Below are 14,921 nucleotides of genomic sequence, written 5' to 3'. Positions count from 1 at the left end.
TGCGGAGGTGCGGCTGGCCCGGAGGGGTCTTCCCGGTCAGCCGGTCGTGGCCATGCCGGTGACGGTCTTCCAGACGCGGAACCGTGCGGTCATCTCGGTGTGGTAGTCACCGACCGTGAGCAAGTGGCGTCGGGGCCGGAAGAGAGTAGAGACGCCGCCGACGAGAGCGTCCTCGCCCGCTGCCACGGCGCCGTCCTCGACATCGGCTGCGGCCCCGGCCGGCTCGTCGCCGCCCCGGCCGCACGAGGCCGCCGCGCCCTTGGCGTCGATGTGCCCGGCGATGTTCAGCAGCCCTGTCAGCACCTGGAGCACGCCCGCCGCCACCGGCACCGCCACCGACAGCCGCTCCGGTCCGTGCCGAACCGAACCGAACGCACCGGCGGCCACACGATCAGCCTCGGGTACCCCTCGTTGCGGCGCTCGTCCTCACCGTCCGCAAGGATGGCTACTTCGCCGACCCGGCCGGCGTGTCCGTGTTGTACGCGGCCTGGTCGCCCCGCCCCGCACCAGCACCGACTCCTTCCGCCACGCCTGGGACGGCCGCATCCAGGCCGCGGGCATCTCCCCGTACGACCACGCCCCCGCCGACCCCGCCCCAGCTCGTCGCAGGCGTCGAGGAAGGCTTGAGCCGCAGCGCCTCGCGGTACTGGGGGGATCTTGACTGCTCGCCGGGAGTGAAGTTACGTTGAAGATACAGTTAAGTGGTCAAAGTGAATACAAGGCAAAACGGGGGCTGTTTAGTGATCGCGATCGAGGAGCGTATTGAGCTTCAAACCCTGAAGCGAATCCTGAATGAATGCACGACGCACGGCCGAACGGTTGCCCTCGTATCGGGCCCGGGCGGTGCGGGGAAAACGGCACTCTTGTCCAGATTCTCTGGGTACGCAAAGAACATCGGCGCCTTGGTGTTGAGTGCGTCGGGGGCCCGTTCTGGGCAAGTCCACTGCTTAGACGTGCTGGCGCAGTTATTTCGCTCCATTGAGCTGAGCGCTGAGATGGGGGAGCGGATCGAGCGCCTCCTGGCTTCACAAGAAGCAGACCCCCGAGACTTTTCGCTGAGTGTTTGCGCGGTGGATGAGCTGACGGCGATTCTCCTCGAGGCTGCTGGTGGGCGGCCTTTGGTGCTGGCTGTCGATGATACGCAGTATGCGGATCCGGCCAGTTTGCAAGCCATCTTTTTGGTATTGCGCCGACTCGCATCGAGTCCTGTCGTCGCTGTATTTACCGAGTGGCGGATATTCAGCTCCAGGCCTCCACTGGTATTGGCTGAATTCATCAAGCAGCCATACTTTCATCTCTTGAGTCTGGAGTCACTCTCTCTTGCCGGCGTGACCGATTGGCTGCGGCAGCGACGTCTGGGCGAGGCGAGCGCGGAGCGGCTTGCTCCTTCCTTCCTGGCGGCGACAGGTGGCAGTCCACTGCTCCTGCAAGCGCTGTTCCAGGATCAGTCCCACGGGTTCGATGAGCGTGACTCCGGAGACGTCGAGTCGGTTTCCGCGAAGGATGAAGTGCTCATAGGGGATCACTTCAAGGTGGCTGTTGAGGCTTGCCTGCACCGCTGGGATCCTCAATTACTCGATGTGGCTCGTGGCTTGGCCGTCCTCGGTGCTCCGGCATCGGCTGCCGTGCTGGTGCGGCTGCTCAAAAGTGAGCAGCGGACTGTGGTGGAGGCGTTGAACGCTCTTGCCGGCACGGGACTGCTCCGCTCCGGATGGTTCTGCCACCCGGATGCCCGGGCCGCTGCGTTGAGTGGGCTTGATGGTGAGGAGCTCGCCGCACTGTATGAGCGCACCGCGCTGCTGCTTCACTCCGATGGGGCGGCGCCATCGGAGGTTGCGGAACGCCTGGTTGCCGCGGGGGGCATCGCGGGAAGGTGGTCCGTGGACGTCCTCCGTAACGCGGCCTGGCAAGCGCTGAGGGAAGGGAATCCGAGTCGCGCGGCCGAGTTTCTCGAGGTTGCCCATCAAGCCTGTGGTGACATTCAGGAGCGGGCCGAGGTCATGGGGGCGCTGGCCCGGGTCTTGTGGCTTGGGAACCCAACCGCGGTGACCTCACTGCTGCTGCCGCTGTATGCCTTGCTCAAAGACGGGAGTCTGGCCGATCGCAGCATTGTGGCGCTCAGTACCTTCCTTGCCTGGCAAGGCCGGGCTGACGAGGCGGCCATCGTGCTTGAGCAGGTTGGCGCGCGAGAAGACGAGTTCGACTTGACCGGTGCTGCCGAGTTGATGCTCGCGCGTCAGTGGATTCGATGGGTGGTGCCTCTCAAGGGAACAGACGGTGCCGATGAAGCCACCACGGCGCATTGCACCGAGGAGACAGCCGAGTGTGATTCGTGGAGCGACCTCGTAAAGAGTGCCGAACAGGTCCTGCAGTGCTGCAGAATCGCCGACGCTCTACCGGTCACTGTGCTGTCTGCTCTGCTCGTTCTCACCTTTGACAACAGATTGGACGATGCCCAGCGCTGGTGCGAAACGCTCAGGCCGGAGGCCGAAGCGCATCAGGCCGTGGCTTGGGTGGCGATGCTCGCGGCTGTCCAGGGGCTGGTGGCGGTACGCAGGGGTGACTTGGCTGATGCCGAGCGACACTCTTGCCGAGCCTTGACCGTGATGCCTCAACACAACTGGGGTGCAGCCCTCGGGTTACCGCTGTCCTGTCTCGTCTACGCCACCACGGCCATGGGCAAAATGGACGAAGCGGAGACACTCATAAAGGAGGCGCTTCCTGAGGTGCATCGAAATCCATTCTGGTTGCACTTCTTGCATGCGCGTGGACGTTTTTACATCGAAAATAACCGCCCGTACGCGGCATTGGCGGATTTTCAGGCATGCGGTCGCTTTCTCGCTGGAAGCATTCTCGACCTTCCAAATTTTGTCCCATGGCGGAGTGACCTGGCGGAGGCGTGGTTGCGTCTCGACGATTCACTCAGCGCCAAAGCCGTCCTCGAGGATCAGTTGAGGATGGCGAACGTCGACGACAGGCGAGTGCGTGGTCGCTCCCTGCGGATCATGGCCGCGACGTTGAAGAATCCAGACCGAGCTTTCATGCTGAGAGACGCGGTCAAGGTGTTACTCGAATCCGGGGATCGGCTTGAGTTGGCCATTGCGCTCGCTGATTCGAGTGACGCCGAGCTTGAGTGCGGCCGTTTCTCCGAATTCAGACTCAGTGCACATCAAGCAAAGCAGATGGCCAAGATGTGTGGGGCCGAACCGCTCTACCGAAGGCTGCAAAATTCCGGTAGCACAGAAGAAGCGGGCGATACTCCAACGTTGCAGAATGGAATCCACAGGTTCGCCTTGCTCAGTGAATCCGAGCGTAAGGTCGCGGCTCTGGCGGTACAGGGGCGGAGCAACCGTGAGATAAGTCAAATTCTATTCATCACGATGAGCACGGTGGAGCAGCATCTCACCAAGACTTACCGAAAACTCGGAGTAAGTAGTCGCTTCGGCCTGCCGGTGGAGCTGAGCCTGGTGGGCCCAGCGGACCACTGAATCGCATGCGGGCGCCGATTCGCTGGCCGAGGTGCGCACGGCGCGGTCGCCGCCGCCTGCCCCCGGCCGCTCATCGGCGACCTCCCGGGGCGCGTCGTGTCCTGGACGCGGAGGCCGAAGCGGACGCCGACCAGAACCCGGACGCCGCGCGGGCCCGGAAGCGGCTGACCATCCGCTGCTCGGCGCGGAGGTCGCGCTCGCCGACACCGACGAACTGGTGCTCACCGGCCGGCTCCGCGCCCAGGCGCTGCCCTGGCTGACCGACCACCGGGTCTCCGGCGTGGCGCTGTTGCCCGGGACAGCCTGCGCGGACCTCGCGCTCCGGGCCGGTGAACGCTGCGGCCACCCCGCGGTGGAGGAACTCACGCTCCAGGCACCGCTGGTTCTCCACGAAGGCGAGGAACCGCGGATCCAGGTCAGGGTCGGCCCGCCCGGCCCCACGGGACGGCGCGAGTTCCGCGTCCACTCCCGGACGGACGGCGGCGCGCGCATCAGCACGGACGAATCCGGCTGGACCCGCCACGCGGCCGGCACCCCTACCGCCACCGCGCCCACCGCGCCCACCGCGCTTCCGATCACCGGAGCGGAGACGGCGGCCTGGCCGCCGGCCGGCGAGACCACCGTCGACATCACCGACGGCTGTGCCCGGATGGCCGATCTCGGATACGGCTACGGGCCCGCGTTCCGGGGAGTCACCTCGGTCTGGCGCCGGGGCGACGAGATCTTCGCCGAGCTGCGGCTGCCTGAGCAACTCGTCCAGGAGGCGGCCCGGTTCGGGCTGCACCCGGCCCTGCTCGACGCGGGCCTCCAGGTCCACCTCCTTGGTGAAGGCGCCGACCAGCGGCGAGCGACGCCCCGTGGCGTCCACCACCGCGTCCGACTCGATCAACGCGCCGCCCACCCGCACACCCCGGACGCGTCCCTGGTCGACCACGACCTCACCGACGGACAGACCGTGGTGGAACCGGACACCGTCCTCCCGCTGCAGGGCGCGGCGGTTGGGCACAAGCCGAATGGCGAAGATAGGGGTTCCCCTATCGCTTCGGTCAAGGGAACCGGCCGCCCTCAGCGAGGAAGTACAGCTGCTGCCCTGCAACTGTGAGCACTCACAGGGTCGTTGAGACGTTCAACCCGGATCCCTTCCTGTGGCGAGAGCTCCCAAGGGTGCAAGGGCAATCAAGAACCAGTAAGGAAACAGTATGGAGATGTGGTCCCAGGCCCGTTGCTGAAGCCTTGTCAGAGCCCGTCGCGGCGCGGCGCGCTGGGGTAGGGGGTCCGCCCGATAGGGGGGGGATCAGGGGTCGGACCCCAGTTGATCGCCGGTACGTTGAGGCGCGATCGCAGGGACTTTTCATACAGGTCAGCCCGAGCGAAGGAAAAACCTTGACTGAAACGTTTTCCGGCCGGCAGATCGAGATAGCCTGGCCCGACCTGGGCATCGTCGTGACCGCGGAACTCGACGGCCGTAACCCTGAACTTGCCGACGCGCTGTGGGAGGCATTGCCTTACCAGAGTCTGCAGGGACACGCGCTGGTGGCGGGAGAGCATCTCTATCACGCGGCACCGATCCCGTCGCTGCTGCATCTGTCCGCGTCCACTCGGATAGCAGATCGACGCGATGCACCCGATGGGACCGTATTCTGCTCCGCGCTCCAGCATTTGGGCATCAAGTACGGAACGCTGACCGAACCGATGCCGGCATCCCCGGTGGGCCGGATCCGGCAAGAGGACATGCCGGCACTACAGGAGGCCGGGCGGGCGACCTGGGATTCGGTCTATTCGACGAAGAAGCCGATCCTGGTGGAGGTCCGCAAGGCGGGAACCGAAGGCGGCCACCGCATTCCGCAACTGACCGCCGCAGATCCCGACGCGAGCCGTCTCATCCACGACGTGTACACCGCGACCAAGCAGGCTTGGCTGTCCGAACCAAAGGAGCTCGCAGACCTCCACGCGGGGTCGATTCCTTCCGGGGCGGGAAGCTTTGAGACGGTGCTGCCCACTCTGTTGTTCGTCAACGGTGAGACCCGTCCGCTGGGGTATGCCACCTACGGTGGTCTGGTCCGGGCCGCGGTCCAGGGCATGCCGATGGATTCATTGCGTCACATGACGCGCCTGCTGGTCGGCATTCCGGCCGAGTTCCTCGGCTACTGTGGCCTGGAGCAGCTTTGGAGTTTCACCCAGCGATTCCTGAACTGCCTCGACCAGCTCGATCGCGATGACTTCCTGAGTGTGGCGAGCCAGCTGGCGCTCTACATCAACTGCTTGGGTGGTTGGAATCTGCACCTGTACCCGTGGGATTCCGGAGATCACCTGCGCCAACTGCGCCCCGATGAATCGGTCCGCCAGCCGTGAGTCAGCTTCCCGAGCGCGCGGACGCCGTCGTCATCGGCGGCGGCGTCATCGGCAACTCGATAGCGTGCCAGCTCGCCGAGTCAGGCGTCGGCACCGTCCTGCTGGAGCGTGGCGAGCTCGGATCGGGATCGTCCGGGACCACTGCGGGAGTTGTGCGTACCTACTTTCCCGGCAACGCACTCATCAGCAGCCTCGCCGTCCGGAGCCTGGAGGCCTACCACGCCTTCACCGAACGGACCGGAACCGACCTGGGCTTGAAGCGCATCGGCCTACTCGTGCTGTTCACCGACGAACACCAGGTGCAGGACTTCCGGCACACCCAAGCTTCCCAGCGGGCAGCTGGGGTGGATGTCGAACTCGTGACCGCTGCTGAAGCAGCGCGGCTCAACCCGCTGGTCGACGAGCGAACCATCCTGGCGGCGGCCTGGTCGCCCGAGGCCTACGCCTGCGACCCCGCCGCGATCGTGCGCGGCTACGCCACAGCCGCCCAGCAGGCCGGCGCCATCCTGCGCACGGAAACACCCGTCACCGGCATCGACCCAGACGGGCGGGTCCACACGCCGACGGGAAGCATCCGCGCCGACACCATCGTCTGCGCGGCAGGTCCCTGGGCGGGAACGGTCGCCGCCATGGCCGACGTACACATTCCTGTGACCACGTACCCCGTCGACATGCTCCTGGCCGACACCCCCGGTAGTGGTCCGCGCAACGCCCTGCCGATGACCATGCACCCGTCCAGTCTGCGTATTCGAAGCTGGGGAGACCGCATTCTCGTCGGGATGGGCCGCCCGGCTCCGGACGAAAGCCGACAGGCCTGGCTGCAACGGGTGTCACACCACCTCGGCACGACCTTCCCGGCCCTCGCCGGCAACCGCCTCGAGCACGGGTGGAGCGGAGACCTCGATGTAAGTCCGGACGGGATGGCTTTCATCGGTCGCGATCGCTCCCGTCGGTTCTTCTACGCGGCTGGATTCTCTGGTCAGGGACTGTGTCAAGCACCTGCCGCCGGAGAGATCATCCGAAACCTCGTGCTCGACAAGGAATCCTGGACCGGCACGGCGGGCCTCTCCACCGCCCGCTGCCTCAGTGGTTCGGCCGAGACCGGGTAGGAAAAGGGTAGGTGCGGACGGCGAGCAACGCGAGGCCGTTGAAGAAGCGCAGGACTTCGTCGCGGCGCCGGGTGAGCCGGCGTCGCGGCCCTGTGTGAGGCGCCGCTCGGTGAGACGCGCGACCGGACCAACGCAGAGTTGCCGGACATTTGTTCAACTATTTCGAGAGGAAATCCATGGTCGAGCACACCGGCGGAGAGTTCGTTCGGGAGATGATGCGGTGGCACTTCAGTCCGGAGACCGGGTCATCGTTCTGGCTGAAACGGGCCGAGAGCCTCGACTTTGATCCGCTGACCGATGTGCGGGATTTCGACGATCTCAGCTTGTTTCCCAACGTGGTGGACGAGCTACGCGATATCGGCGTCCGTGAGCTGATCCCCCGTGGCTACGGTGACGAGCACGGGGCCGCCGTCTACGAAAGCGGCGGTACCACAGGACGGCCCAAGTCGGTGCCGTACAGTGCGGAGTGGCACCAGCGCAGTGTCGAATGGTTCAGTGAGCGACTGGATTCTCACGGCGTACCTCGAAATGTCGACTGGCTCAGTGCTGTCCCCACCGGGCCGCACAATGTCGGAGCAATGGCGGCCGACACCGCGATGGCTCGGGGTGGGCTGAACTTCAGCATCGATCTGGACCCGCGATGGGTGAAGAAGCTGATCGCGGACGGCCGGACGGACGTGGCCGACGCTTACACCGATCACCTCATCGAACAGGTCAGCCACATTCTGGCCGGCCAGGATGTGGGTGTCCTCTTCGCCACCCCGCCGCTGCTGGAGCGCCTTGCTCAGCACGACGATCTGGTCGAGTTGGTGAACCGGAAGGTTCGCGCGATCATCTGGGGTGGTACGCATCTGGACGCCGACACCCGAGATCTGCTGCGCGACGAGGTGTTCGGAAACGCCAAGTTCGTCGGCGGGTACGGCGGCACGATGATGCTGGGGACATCGGTGGAGCGACCCGGTCTCGGTGGCGACGAGCCGTGTGTGTTCGACTCCTTCGCGCCGTACACCACGTTCCGGGTGATCGACCCCGACACCGGCCAGGTTGTTCCGTACGGCGAGCGCGGGCAGATAGTCGTGCATCACATGAGCCGAAGTGCCTTGCTGGTCAACAACATCGAGCGGGACTACGCGACGCGGATCGCACCGGTGGATGGCGGCTTCGGTGATTCGGTCGCAGACGTCGCACCTGTGGCGTCCTTCGGCGATACGAAGGTGATCGAGGGCGTGTACTGATGTTGCACCTGGACGTTCTCGGCCCCGGTGGCCCCTATCGGTCCCGCCGTCAGGAGACCATTCGAGATCTTGCCGGAAACCCGGTCGCGACACTGAGCCTCGCACCCTCGCTCTACGTAACCCGCGCGATCAGGGCCCTGCGCCGAGCGCCGGCTCCACCCGTCGACACACGGATCGCGGCGTTCGCACAGGCGGGTCGGGCTTTCGCCACGCAGTCGATCGCGGGGCTGACGCCGGAGGAATATCAGCACACCGTCAGCGCGGTCACCGGGATACCGATCACGGTGGTGCGCCATGCCACCGACGAGATCGCGCGGGCGGCCGAGCGGATCCACCTCAGCGTGGAGAACGCGCGGCCGGCCGCTGCGGTCGGCTCGTGGCGCGATCCGCGGGCTCGGGGCGGTGCGGCGTTGTGGACCCGGCGCGGTGAGGTATTCGCCGTCCATGCGGCGGGCAATCACCCTGCGGTGCACCAGGGTTGGTTCGATGCCCTCGCGCTCGGCTATCGCGTTGCCGTGCGTCCCTCCCGTCGTGAGCCGTTCACCCCGCATCGGCTGGTCACTGCCCTGCGCGAGGCCGGTTTCGGCGACGAGGGAATCGCGTTGCTGCCCACCGACCACAACGTGGCCGACGACATCCTCCGGCACGCCGACTTCGGAATGGTGTACGGCGGTGCGGATGTCGTGGGCAAGTATGCGGGCGATGGACGCATTCTGCCGCAGGGCCCCGGGCGCTCCAAGATACTCATCACCGCCGAAACCGAGTGGGAGCCGATCGTCGACACCATCGTGGAGTCGATCAGCAGTGGTGGGGGCGTCGGTTGCGTCAACGCCACCGGCGTACTGGTCGAGGGCGACCCTTCCCCCGTGGCCGAGGCGATCGCCGAACGCCTCGCTGCGCTGCCCAGCCTGCCCGCGACGGACGAACGCGCAGTCCTGCCCGTGATGCCCGTCGGTCCCGCCCGCCGGTGGGACGGGTATCTGCGGCAGCGTGCAGCGGGCACCAAGGCGTGGCTCGGCGGTGACGGTATCGTCGACGATCTCGGGGATGGCTCCGCGGTGCTCCGGCCGGCGGTGCACCAGCTCGACAGCCCGTTCGCCGAACAGCTCGGGATGGAACTGGGCTTCCCCTGTGCGTGGGTTGCGCCATGGGACCGCGACGCCGGGATCCGGCCGCTGCGCGACACCCTCGTCCTCACTGCCGTCACCACCGACGAGAACCTGATCGACGAATTGGTGGCCGAGCCGACCATCGCCAACGTCTACGTCGGTGACCATCCGACACCATGGATGGAGCACGGACTGCCGCACGACGGCTACCTCGCTGAATTCCTCATGCGCACCAAGACGATTCGACGCTGACCGACGAGGGGGCCGTGCCGAGCACGGCCCCCTCGGCTACCGAGGTCAGCGGTGGTCCCCCAAGTGCGATGTGTCGTTGAGGAATTGCACCGACGCGGTCCCATCCCCGTCATAGGCCACGGCCGTCAGCGAGGCTGCCGACAGCTCCATTCGGAACAGCGACACGGGCGGTGCGTCCAGCGCCAGCCGAACCAGCGTCCGCAACACCCCGACATGCGAAACGACCAACACCGTCTGCCCTTCGTACCGCGCCAGGAGCCGGTCCCGCGAGAGCGCGGCCCGGCGCGCAACCGCGGTGAACGTCTCCCCGGTTCCGCCCGGCACCGCATCGGGAGAAGCGAGCCACGCTGCCAGCTCGTCCGGGTGGCGCTCGCGCACCTCGGCGAACGTAAGTCCCTCCCAGGCACCGAAATCCGCTTCACTGAGGCCTTCGTCGACGTAGACCTCCAGGCCCAGACGTCGTGCCGCTGCCTCGGCCGTCTGCTGGGCCCGGCGCAGCGGTGAGGACACCACCGCCCGCACCGCGCCGCGTGCCAGGAGCCTCTGGGCAGTGGCCTCAGCCTGCCGCCGCCCGGTCTCCGACAACGCCGGATCCGAGCCGCCGCTGCCGGATATCCGCTTCTCCGGTGTCAATGCCGTCTCACCGTGGCGTAGCAGCACAAGGGTCGTGGAGCTGCCCTGGGCGGCGAGCGCATTCACGCCGGCCGCTCCACGACCAGCTCTTGAGTCGTTGCGAATCGGATGACCCCTTTCGATCACAGCCCCCGTCGTCGGCGGCATTGTGGCGGAGTACGCGGTTCAGCGAAGCGCGGCGATGACTGGCGCGAAGTTCTCCATGTTGTACTCCATGATCGTGAAGTAGGTGAATCCGTAGCGTTCACGGCGTTCCTTGATTTGCTGCGCCATGTCTGCGGGGGTTCCGATCAACACGCTGGGCACCTCCTCGGGGCTGTGCGCGGCGTCGGGCGGCAGCGGCGCGAACCTGTCGGGTACCGAGGTGCGTTCGGAGGGCGGAATCACCTGCTGCACCAGGAGATTCAGCTCCACAGCATCGGCGCGGTCACCGAGTAGGCCGCGCACGTAGGCGATTCGTTCTTCCATCTGCGCGGTTCCGGCCAGATGCAGTGCATCACCGGTGGTGTTGGCCCAGCCTCCGGGGAAGGCGATGATGTCGGCGTGCGTGGCGGCCAGCCGCAGCAGCCGGTCGCCCCAGCCCGCAATCAGCAGTGGTGGCCCGGATGGTTGGGCTGGACGCGGCTGATATTCAGTGTCGTTGAACAGACGACGCAACGTGGTGACCGTCCGTTCCAGCTGTTCGACCCGCCTGCCGCCGCTGGGGAACGGTATCTCAGCGGTGTCGAACTCGGCTTTCACGTAGCCGGCGCCGAGCCCGAGTTCCATACGCCCGTCGATGAATTGGTCGGTGCTCGTGACGTCACGCGCCAGAAGGGCGGGGTTGTAGAACGGCGTGTTCAACACGAACGTAGTTAGCCGTACCTGTTCGGTCGCTTCGGCTGCGGCCACGATTGCTGGAAACGGTGCGGGGAATCCCAGGTGATCGGCCACTCCGACCACATCGAAACCGAGTTCCTCGGCTCTGCGGCACTTCGCGCGCCACTCGCGTCGCGAACCGGGGACGAACATGTTGACGCCGAAGCGTAAGGGGAGTTGGGAAGACATTATGCCTGTGTACCACACGTTGATTCTCCCGTCATCCCGCTCGGGGCGACGGCGTGATCTCCATCAGTTGTCCATTGAGGTCCTCTCGGAAATGTCGTAGTTGTGGTGCGTGACCGCGTGCGGGCGGCCGAGGCGATGACCCGGCCTCACATATGCGTGAAGCCTCTGGTAGGAGTAGGTCTGCGAAGATCTGGTGGAGCGTTGGTTCGTCGACGGCACTGTGAGTTCGGCCGATGGTGAACTGGACGCGGTGGCCTGCTTGGACGGCGGCCAGGCCGGCGCCGTTGGCCGGTATCCGTCAGGGCTGAGAGGCATCGCTCTAGACTTCGTGGTCAAGGCTTCGTAAAGCAAGGTACGGCGCGGGGGAGCCCCGCATGAAACGATTGGGTAGCCAGTGCTTCTGAAAACGTTCGGCTGGTCGTTCGCGGTGACCGCGCTCGGCCTGGTCGCGGCGGTCTTATACGGGGGATGGACCGGCTTCGGGATCGTGGCGATCCTCTCCATCCTCGAGATCTCGGTGTCCTTCGACAACGCCGTGGTCAACGCCGGGATCCTGAAGAAGATGAATGCCTTCTGGCAGAAGATCTTCCTCACCATCGGTGTGCTCATCGCCGTCTTCGGCATGCGCCTGGTCTTCCCCGTCGTGATCGTCGCCATCAGCGCCAAGATCGGCCCCGTCGAGGCCGTCGATCTCGCCTTCAACGATGCCGGGCGCTACGAGCAGCTCGTGACCGACGCCCACCCGTCGATCGCCGCCTTCGGCGGCATGTTCCTGCTGATGATCTTCCTCGACTTCATCTTCGAGGACCGTGACATCAAGTGGCTCGGCTGGCTGGAGCGCCCGCTCGCCAAGCTCGGCAAGGTCGACATGCTCTCCGTCTGCATCGCGCTCATCGTGCTGCTCGTCTCCGCGATGACCTTCGCCACCAAGGCCCACCAGCACGGCGGCGTCCATGCGGACAAGGTGCAGACCGTCCTGATCGCCGGCATCGCGGGCTTGATCACCTACCTGATCGTCAGCGGCCTCTCCGGCTACTTCGAGAACAAGCTCGAGGAAGAGGAGGAGCGCGAGCACGAGGCCGCAGAAGAGGCCAGGACGAGCGGCAAGAAGGTCCCAGCGGTCGTGATGGCCGGCAAGGCCGCGTTCTTCATGTTCCTCTACCTGGAGGTCCTGGACGCGTCCTTCTCCTTCGACGGCGTCATCGCCGCCTTCGCGATCACCAACGACATCGTCCTGATGTCGCTCGGCCTCGGTATCGGCGCGATGTACGTCCGCTCGCTCACGGTCTACCTGGTCCGCAAGGGCACCCTCGACGACTACGTCTACCTCGAGCACGGCGCGCACTACGCGATCGGCGCCCTCGCCGTGATCCTGCTCGTCACCATCCAGTACGAGATCCACGAGGTCATCACCGGCCTCGTCGGCGTCGTCCTGATCGCCTGGTCCTTCTTCTCCTCGGTCCGGCGCAACCGCAGGCTAGCGGCGGCCGAGGGAGAGCACACGGGGTCCCACGAGAAGGCTGACGTCTCCTCCGGCGTCTGAGCCGGGCCGCCCAGCGCGGGCCGCAGGGCCGCCGCCAGGCGGAATGGTCATGCCGGGAGGCGAACCATTGATCCGCGGCCCGTGCAGAGCGTCACCGACCCCGCGGCCGTACGCTCGGGTGCCCCCGATGAGGAGGCAGCCCGCATCCGGCGCCTGACGACGTGGCGCAGCTCTCGGTCGACCGGGGGCGCCGGACCACACCGAGTTCAGGCGGCGGCGGTGAGGGCCTCGAACTCCTGGTCGTCGAGTCGCACCAGTGCGGCGTTGGCGTTCTCCTCCAGATGGGCGGCACTGGACGTGCCCGGAATCGGGAGCATCACCGAGGAGCGGCGCAGCAGCCAGGCGAGGGCGAGCTGCGCGGGGCTCGCGTTGTGCAGCCGGGACGCGGCGTCCAGCGGGCTGCCGGGGCGGGCGAGTTCGCCTGTCGCGATCGGGAACCAAGGGATGAAGGCGATGTTCTCGGCCTCGGCGTACTGGAGTACGTCTTCAGCCGACCGGTTCGCGAGGTTGTAAAGGTTCTGCACGGAGACGATGTCAGCGTGCGTCCGGGCCTCCTTGAGCTCCTCGACCGTCACCTCGGACAGTCCGAGGTGACGGAGCTTGCCCTCCTGCTGCAGCTGGGCCAACGCGCCGAGCTGCTCGGCCAGTGGGACGTCGGGGTCGATACGGTGCAGCTGGTACAGATCGATGCGTTCGAGTCCGAGGTGTCGCAGGCTCAGCTCCACCCGTTGACGCAGATACTCGGGTCGGCCGTTGGGGCGCCAGTCGCCCGGACCCGGACGCGTCACGCCGCCCTTGGTGGCGATGACCAGGTCGTCGGTGTAGGGGTGCAGAGCCTTGCGGATCAGCTGCTCGTTGACGAACGGGCCGTAGGCGTCTGCCGTGTCGATGAAGGTGACGCCCAGCTCGACCGCTCGGCGCAGGACCCGGACGGCCTCGTCCGGATCGCGGGGTTCGCCCCAGACGCCTGGACCGGTCAGTTGCATGGCGCCGTAACCGAGACGGTTCACCGGCAGGTCGCCACCCAGAGCGAAAGTGCCGGAGGCGTCGGCCGGACGTAAAGCGCCGGAGGCGTCGGCCGGATGTGTGGTGGACTGCGTGCCCAAAATCAATCCTTGAAAGTCGCATACCGAAAGGGACATTGGTCGCAGGGGCCCCGCGCAGGTGCGGGTTTCCCGGCAACCTCACCGAGCATGCCCCATCACCCAGGCATCCGGGCGGCGATTTTCCGTCAGGGACAAGACCGTCCCCTGAAGCCCCGGGGAGGGTGCGCTGACCCGTCGTCATGCGGTGAGACCGGCCACAGGAGCGTGCGGCACCTCGGCGACCGTGTCCGGCACTTCCCACTGGCGGTCCTGTTCGAAGGTCCGCAGCAGGTCCGCCGCGACGCTCACCGCGATCGTGGCGGGTTCCTTGCCAGTGATCCCGGCGACACCGATCGGGGTCTTGATCCGGTCGATGGCGGCGGCGTCGTGGCCGCCCTCGACGGCCAGGCGCTGCCGGAACCGCGCCCATTTGGCGGACGAGCCGATCAGTCCGATCGAGCCGAGACCTGCCGTGCGCAGGGCGGCGTCGCACAGCGCGGCGTCCTCGGCGTGATCGTGGGTCATGATCAGGACGTGGGTGCCGGGCGGCAGCTCCGTGAGCACCTCCTCCGGAAGCAGCGGGGTGTGGTGCACGTGGATCTGCGCCACCGCGTCCGCGAGGACGCCGAGCCGTTCCTCGGTGAGCATGTCGGGGCGGGTGTCGATCAGGTGCAGGTCGAGGTGGTGGCGGGCCAGGATGCGGGCCAGCTCCAGCCCGACGTGCCCGACGCCGAAGACCGCCACCGCCTGGACCACCGGCAGCGGTTCGAGCAGTACGGTGACGGCTCCGCCGCAGCACTGCACGCCGTGCCGGCCGGTGACCTTGTCGTTGAGGGCGAACTCCATCAGCTCCGGCTCCGGGTCGGGCGCGCCGTTCAGCTCGCGCGCCCGGTCGATGGCGACGGCCTCGATGTTGCCGCCGCCGATCGAACCCCACGTCTCGGTCCGTCCCACGACGAGTTTGGCGCCGGCCCGGCGGGGCGCGTGGCCGCGCACGGTCGCGACGGTCACGAGCACGCCGGGTTCCCGGCGTGCCCGCAACCGCGCGACCGCGGCCACCCAGCTCAT

Annotated in this window: 10 protein-coding genes and 2 pseudogenes; 8 read left to right on the top strand and 4 right to left on the bottom strand. The window is 66.5% G+C overall.

The annotated features are described in order from the left end of the window. Positions 1–150: 150 nt before the first annotated feature. The 7 genes and pseudogenes from OOK34_RS31045 to OOK34_RS31015 form a co-directional block, all read left to right on the top strand. Positions 151–273 (top strand): annotated as a pseudogene (locus OOK34_RS31045) (SAM-dependent methyltransferase); the annotation flags it as partial. A gap of 428 nt (positions 274–701) precedes the next feature. Beyond that, positions 702–3,488, top strand: a complete 2,787-nt coding sequence (locus OOK34_RS31040) for a LuxR family transcriptional regulator (protein WP_267037491.1) — start codon at positions 702–704, stop codon at positions 3,486–3,488. 31 nt (positions 3,489–3,519) lie between these two features. Next, positions 3,520–4,590, top strand: coding sequence for a polyketide synthase dehydratase domain-containing protein (locus OOK34_RS31035; protein ID WP_323183513.1), 1,071 nt, complete (start codon positions 3,520–3,522; stop codon positions 4,588–4,590). Between the two features lie 281 nt (positions 4,591–4,871). Continuing rightward, a complete protein-coding gene (locus OOK34_RS31030; protein ID WP_267037489.1) occupies positions 4,872–5,840 on the top strand; it encodes a hypothetical protein in 969 nt (322 codons plus the stop codon). Next, positions 5,837–6,949 carry an FAD-binding oxidoreductase gene (locus OOK34_RS31025; RefSeq protein WP_267037488.1) on the top strand — a complete coding sequence of 371 codons (1,113 nt, stop codon included), beginning with the start codon at positions 5,837–5,839 and terminating at the stop codon, positions 6,947–6,949. Before OOK34_RS31030 ends, OOK34_RS31025 begins: the two co-directional genes overlap by 4 nt. A 176-nt stretch (positions 6,950–7,125) precedes the next feature. Further along, complete coding sequence (locus OOK34_RS31020; RefSeq protein WP_267037487.1) at positions 7,126–8,184, top strand: AMP-binding protein; 1,059 nt, start codon at positions 7,126–7,128, stop codon at positions 8,182–8,184. After that, entirely contained in the window at positions 8,184–9,545 is a 1,362-nt protein-coding gene (locus OOK34_RS31015) for an aldehyde dehydrogenase family protein (protein ID WP_267037486.1), read from the top strand. The genes OOK34_RS31020 and OOK34_RS31015 overlap by 1 nt, the downstream gene beginning before the upstream one ends. 45 nt (positions 9,546–9,590) lie before the next feature. Here the strand turns inward: OOK34_RS31015 and OOK34_RS31010 are convergent. Together OOK34_RS31010 and OOK34_RS31005 are read right to left on the bottom strand one after the other, a co-directional pair. After that, positions 9,591–10,223, bottom strand: a pseudogene (locus tag OOK34_RS31010) (histidine phosphatase family protein); the annotation flags it as partial. Positions 10,224–10,343: 120 nt separating this feature from the next. Then, on the bottom strand, positions 10,344–11,225 hold the full coding sequence (locus OOK34_RS31005) for an LLM class F420-dependent oxidoreductase (protein WP_267037485.1): 882 nt from the start codon (positions 11,223–11,225) through the stop codon (positions 10,344–10,346). Positions 11,226–11,619: 394 nt separating this feature from the next. Between OOK34_RS31005 and OOK34_RS31000 the strand changes: the two genes are divergently transcribed. After that, positions 11,620–12,768, top strand: a complete 1,149-nt coding sequence (locus OOK34_RS31000; protein ID WP_267037484.1) for a DUF475 domain-containing protein — start codon at positions 11,620–11,622, stop codon at positions 12,766–12,768. 206 nt (positions 12,769–12,974) lie between these two features. On the opposite strand, the gene OOK34_RS30995 is transcribed toward OOK34_RS31000, so the two are convergent. Together OOK34_RS30995 and xdhC are read right to left on the bottom strand one after the other, a co-directional pair. Further along, positions 12,975–13,874 (bottom strand): aldo/keto reductase, encoded by a 900-nt coding sequence (locus OOK34_RS30995; protein WP_267037483.1) that lies wholly within the window; start codon positions 13,872–13,874, stop codon positions 12,975–12,977. Between the two features lie 177 nt (positions 13,875–14,051). Next, the gene (gene xdhC, locus OOK34_RS30990) at positions 14,052–14,921 is read right to left on the bottom strand and encodes a xanthine dehydrogenase accessory protein XdhC (protein ID WP_267037565.1); all 870 of its coding nucleotides are present in this window, start codon (positions 14,919–14,921) and stop codon (positions 14,052–14,054) included.

This window comes from Streptomyces sp. NBC_00091, assembly GCF_026343185.1.
GTDB lineage: Bacteria > Actinomycetota > Actinomycetes > Streptomycetales > Streptomycetaceae > Streptomyces.
Note: the sequence above shows the minus strand (reverse complement) of the source record. Positions and strands in the feature narration are given on the sequence as shown.

Excerpts from the sequence above, each read along its gene's own strand:
- xdhC (WP_267037565.1), bottom strand. The coding sequence starts at position 14,921 with ATGAGCTGGGTGGCCGCGGTCGCGCGGTTGCGGGCACGCCGGGAACCC.
- OOK34_RS31020 (WP_267037487.1), top strand. The coding sequence starts at position 7,126 with ATGGTCGAGCACACCGGCGGAGAGTTCGTTCGGGAGATGATGCGGTGG.
- OOK34_RS31015 (WP_267037486.1), top strand. The coding sequence starts at position 8,184 with ATGTTGCACCTGGACGTTCTCGGCCCCGGTGGCCCCTATCGGTCCCGC.
- OOK34_RS31005 (WP_267037485.1), bottom strand. The coding sequence starts at position 11,225 with ATGTCTTCCCAACTCCCCTTACGCTTCGGCGTCAACATGTTCGTCCCC.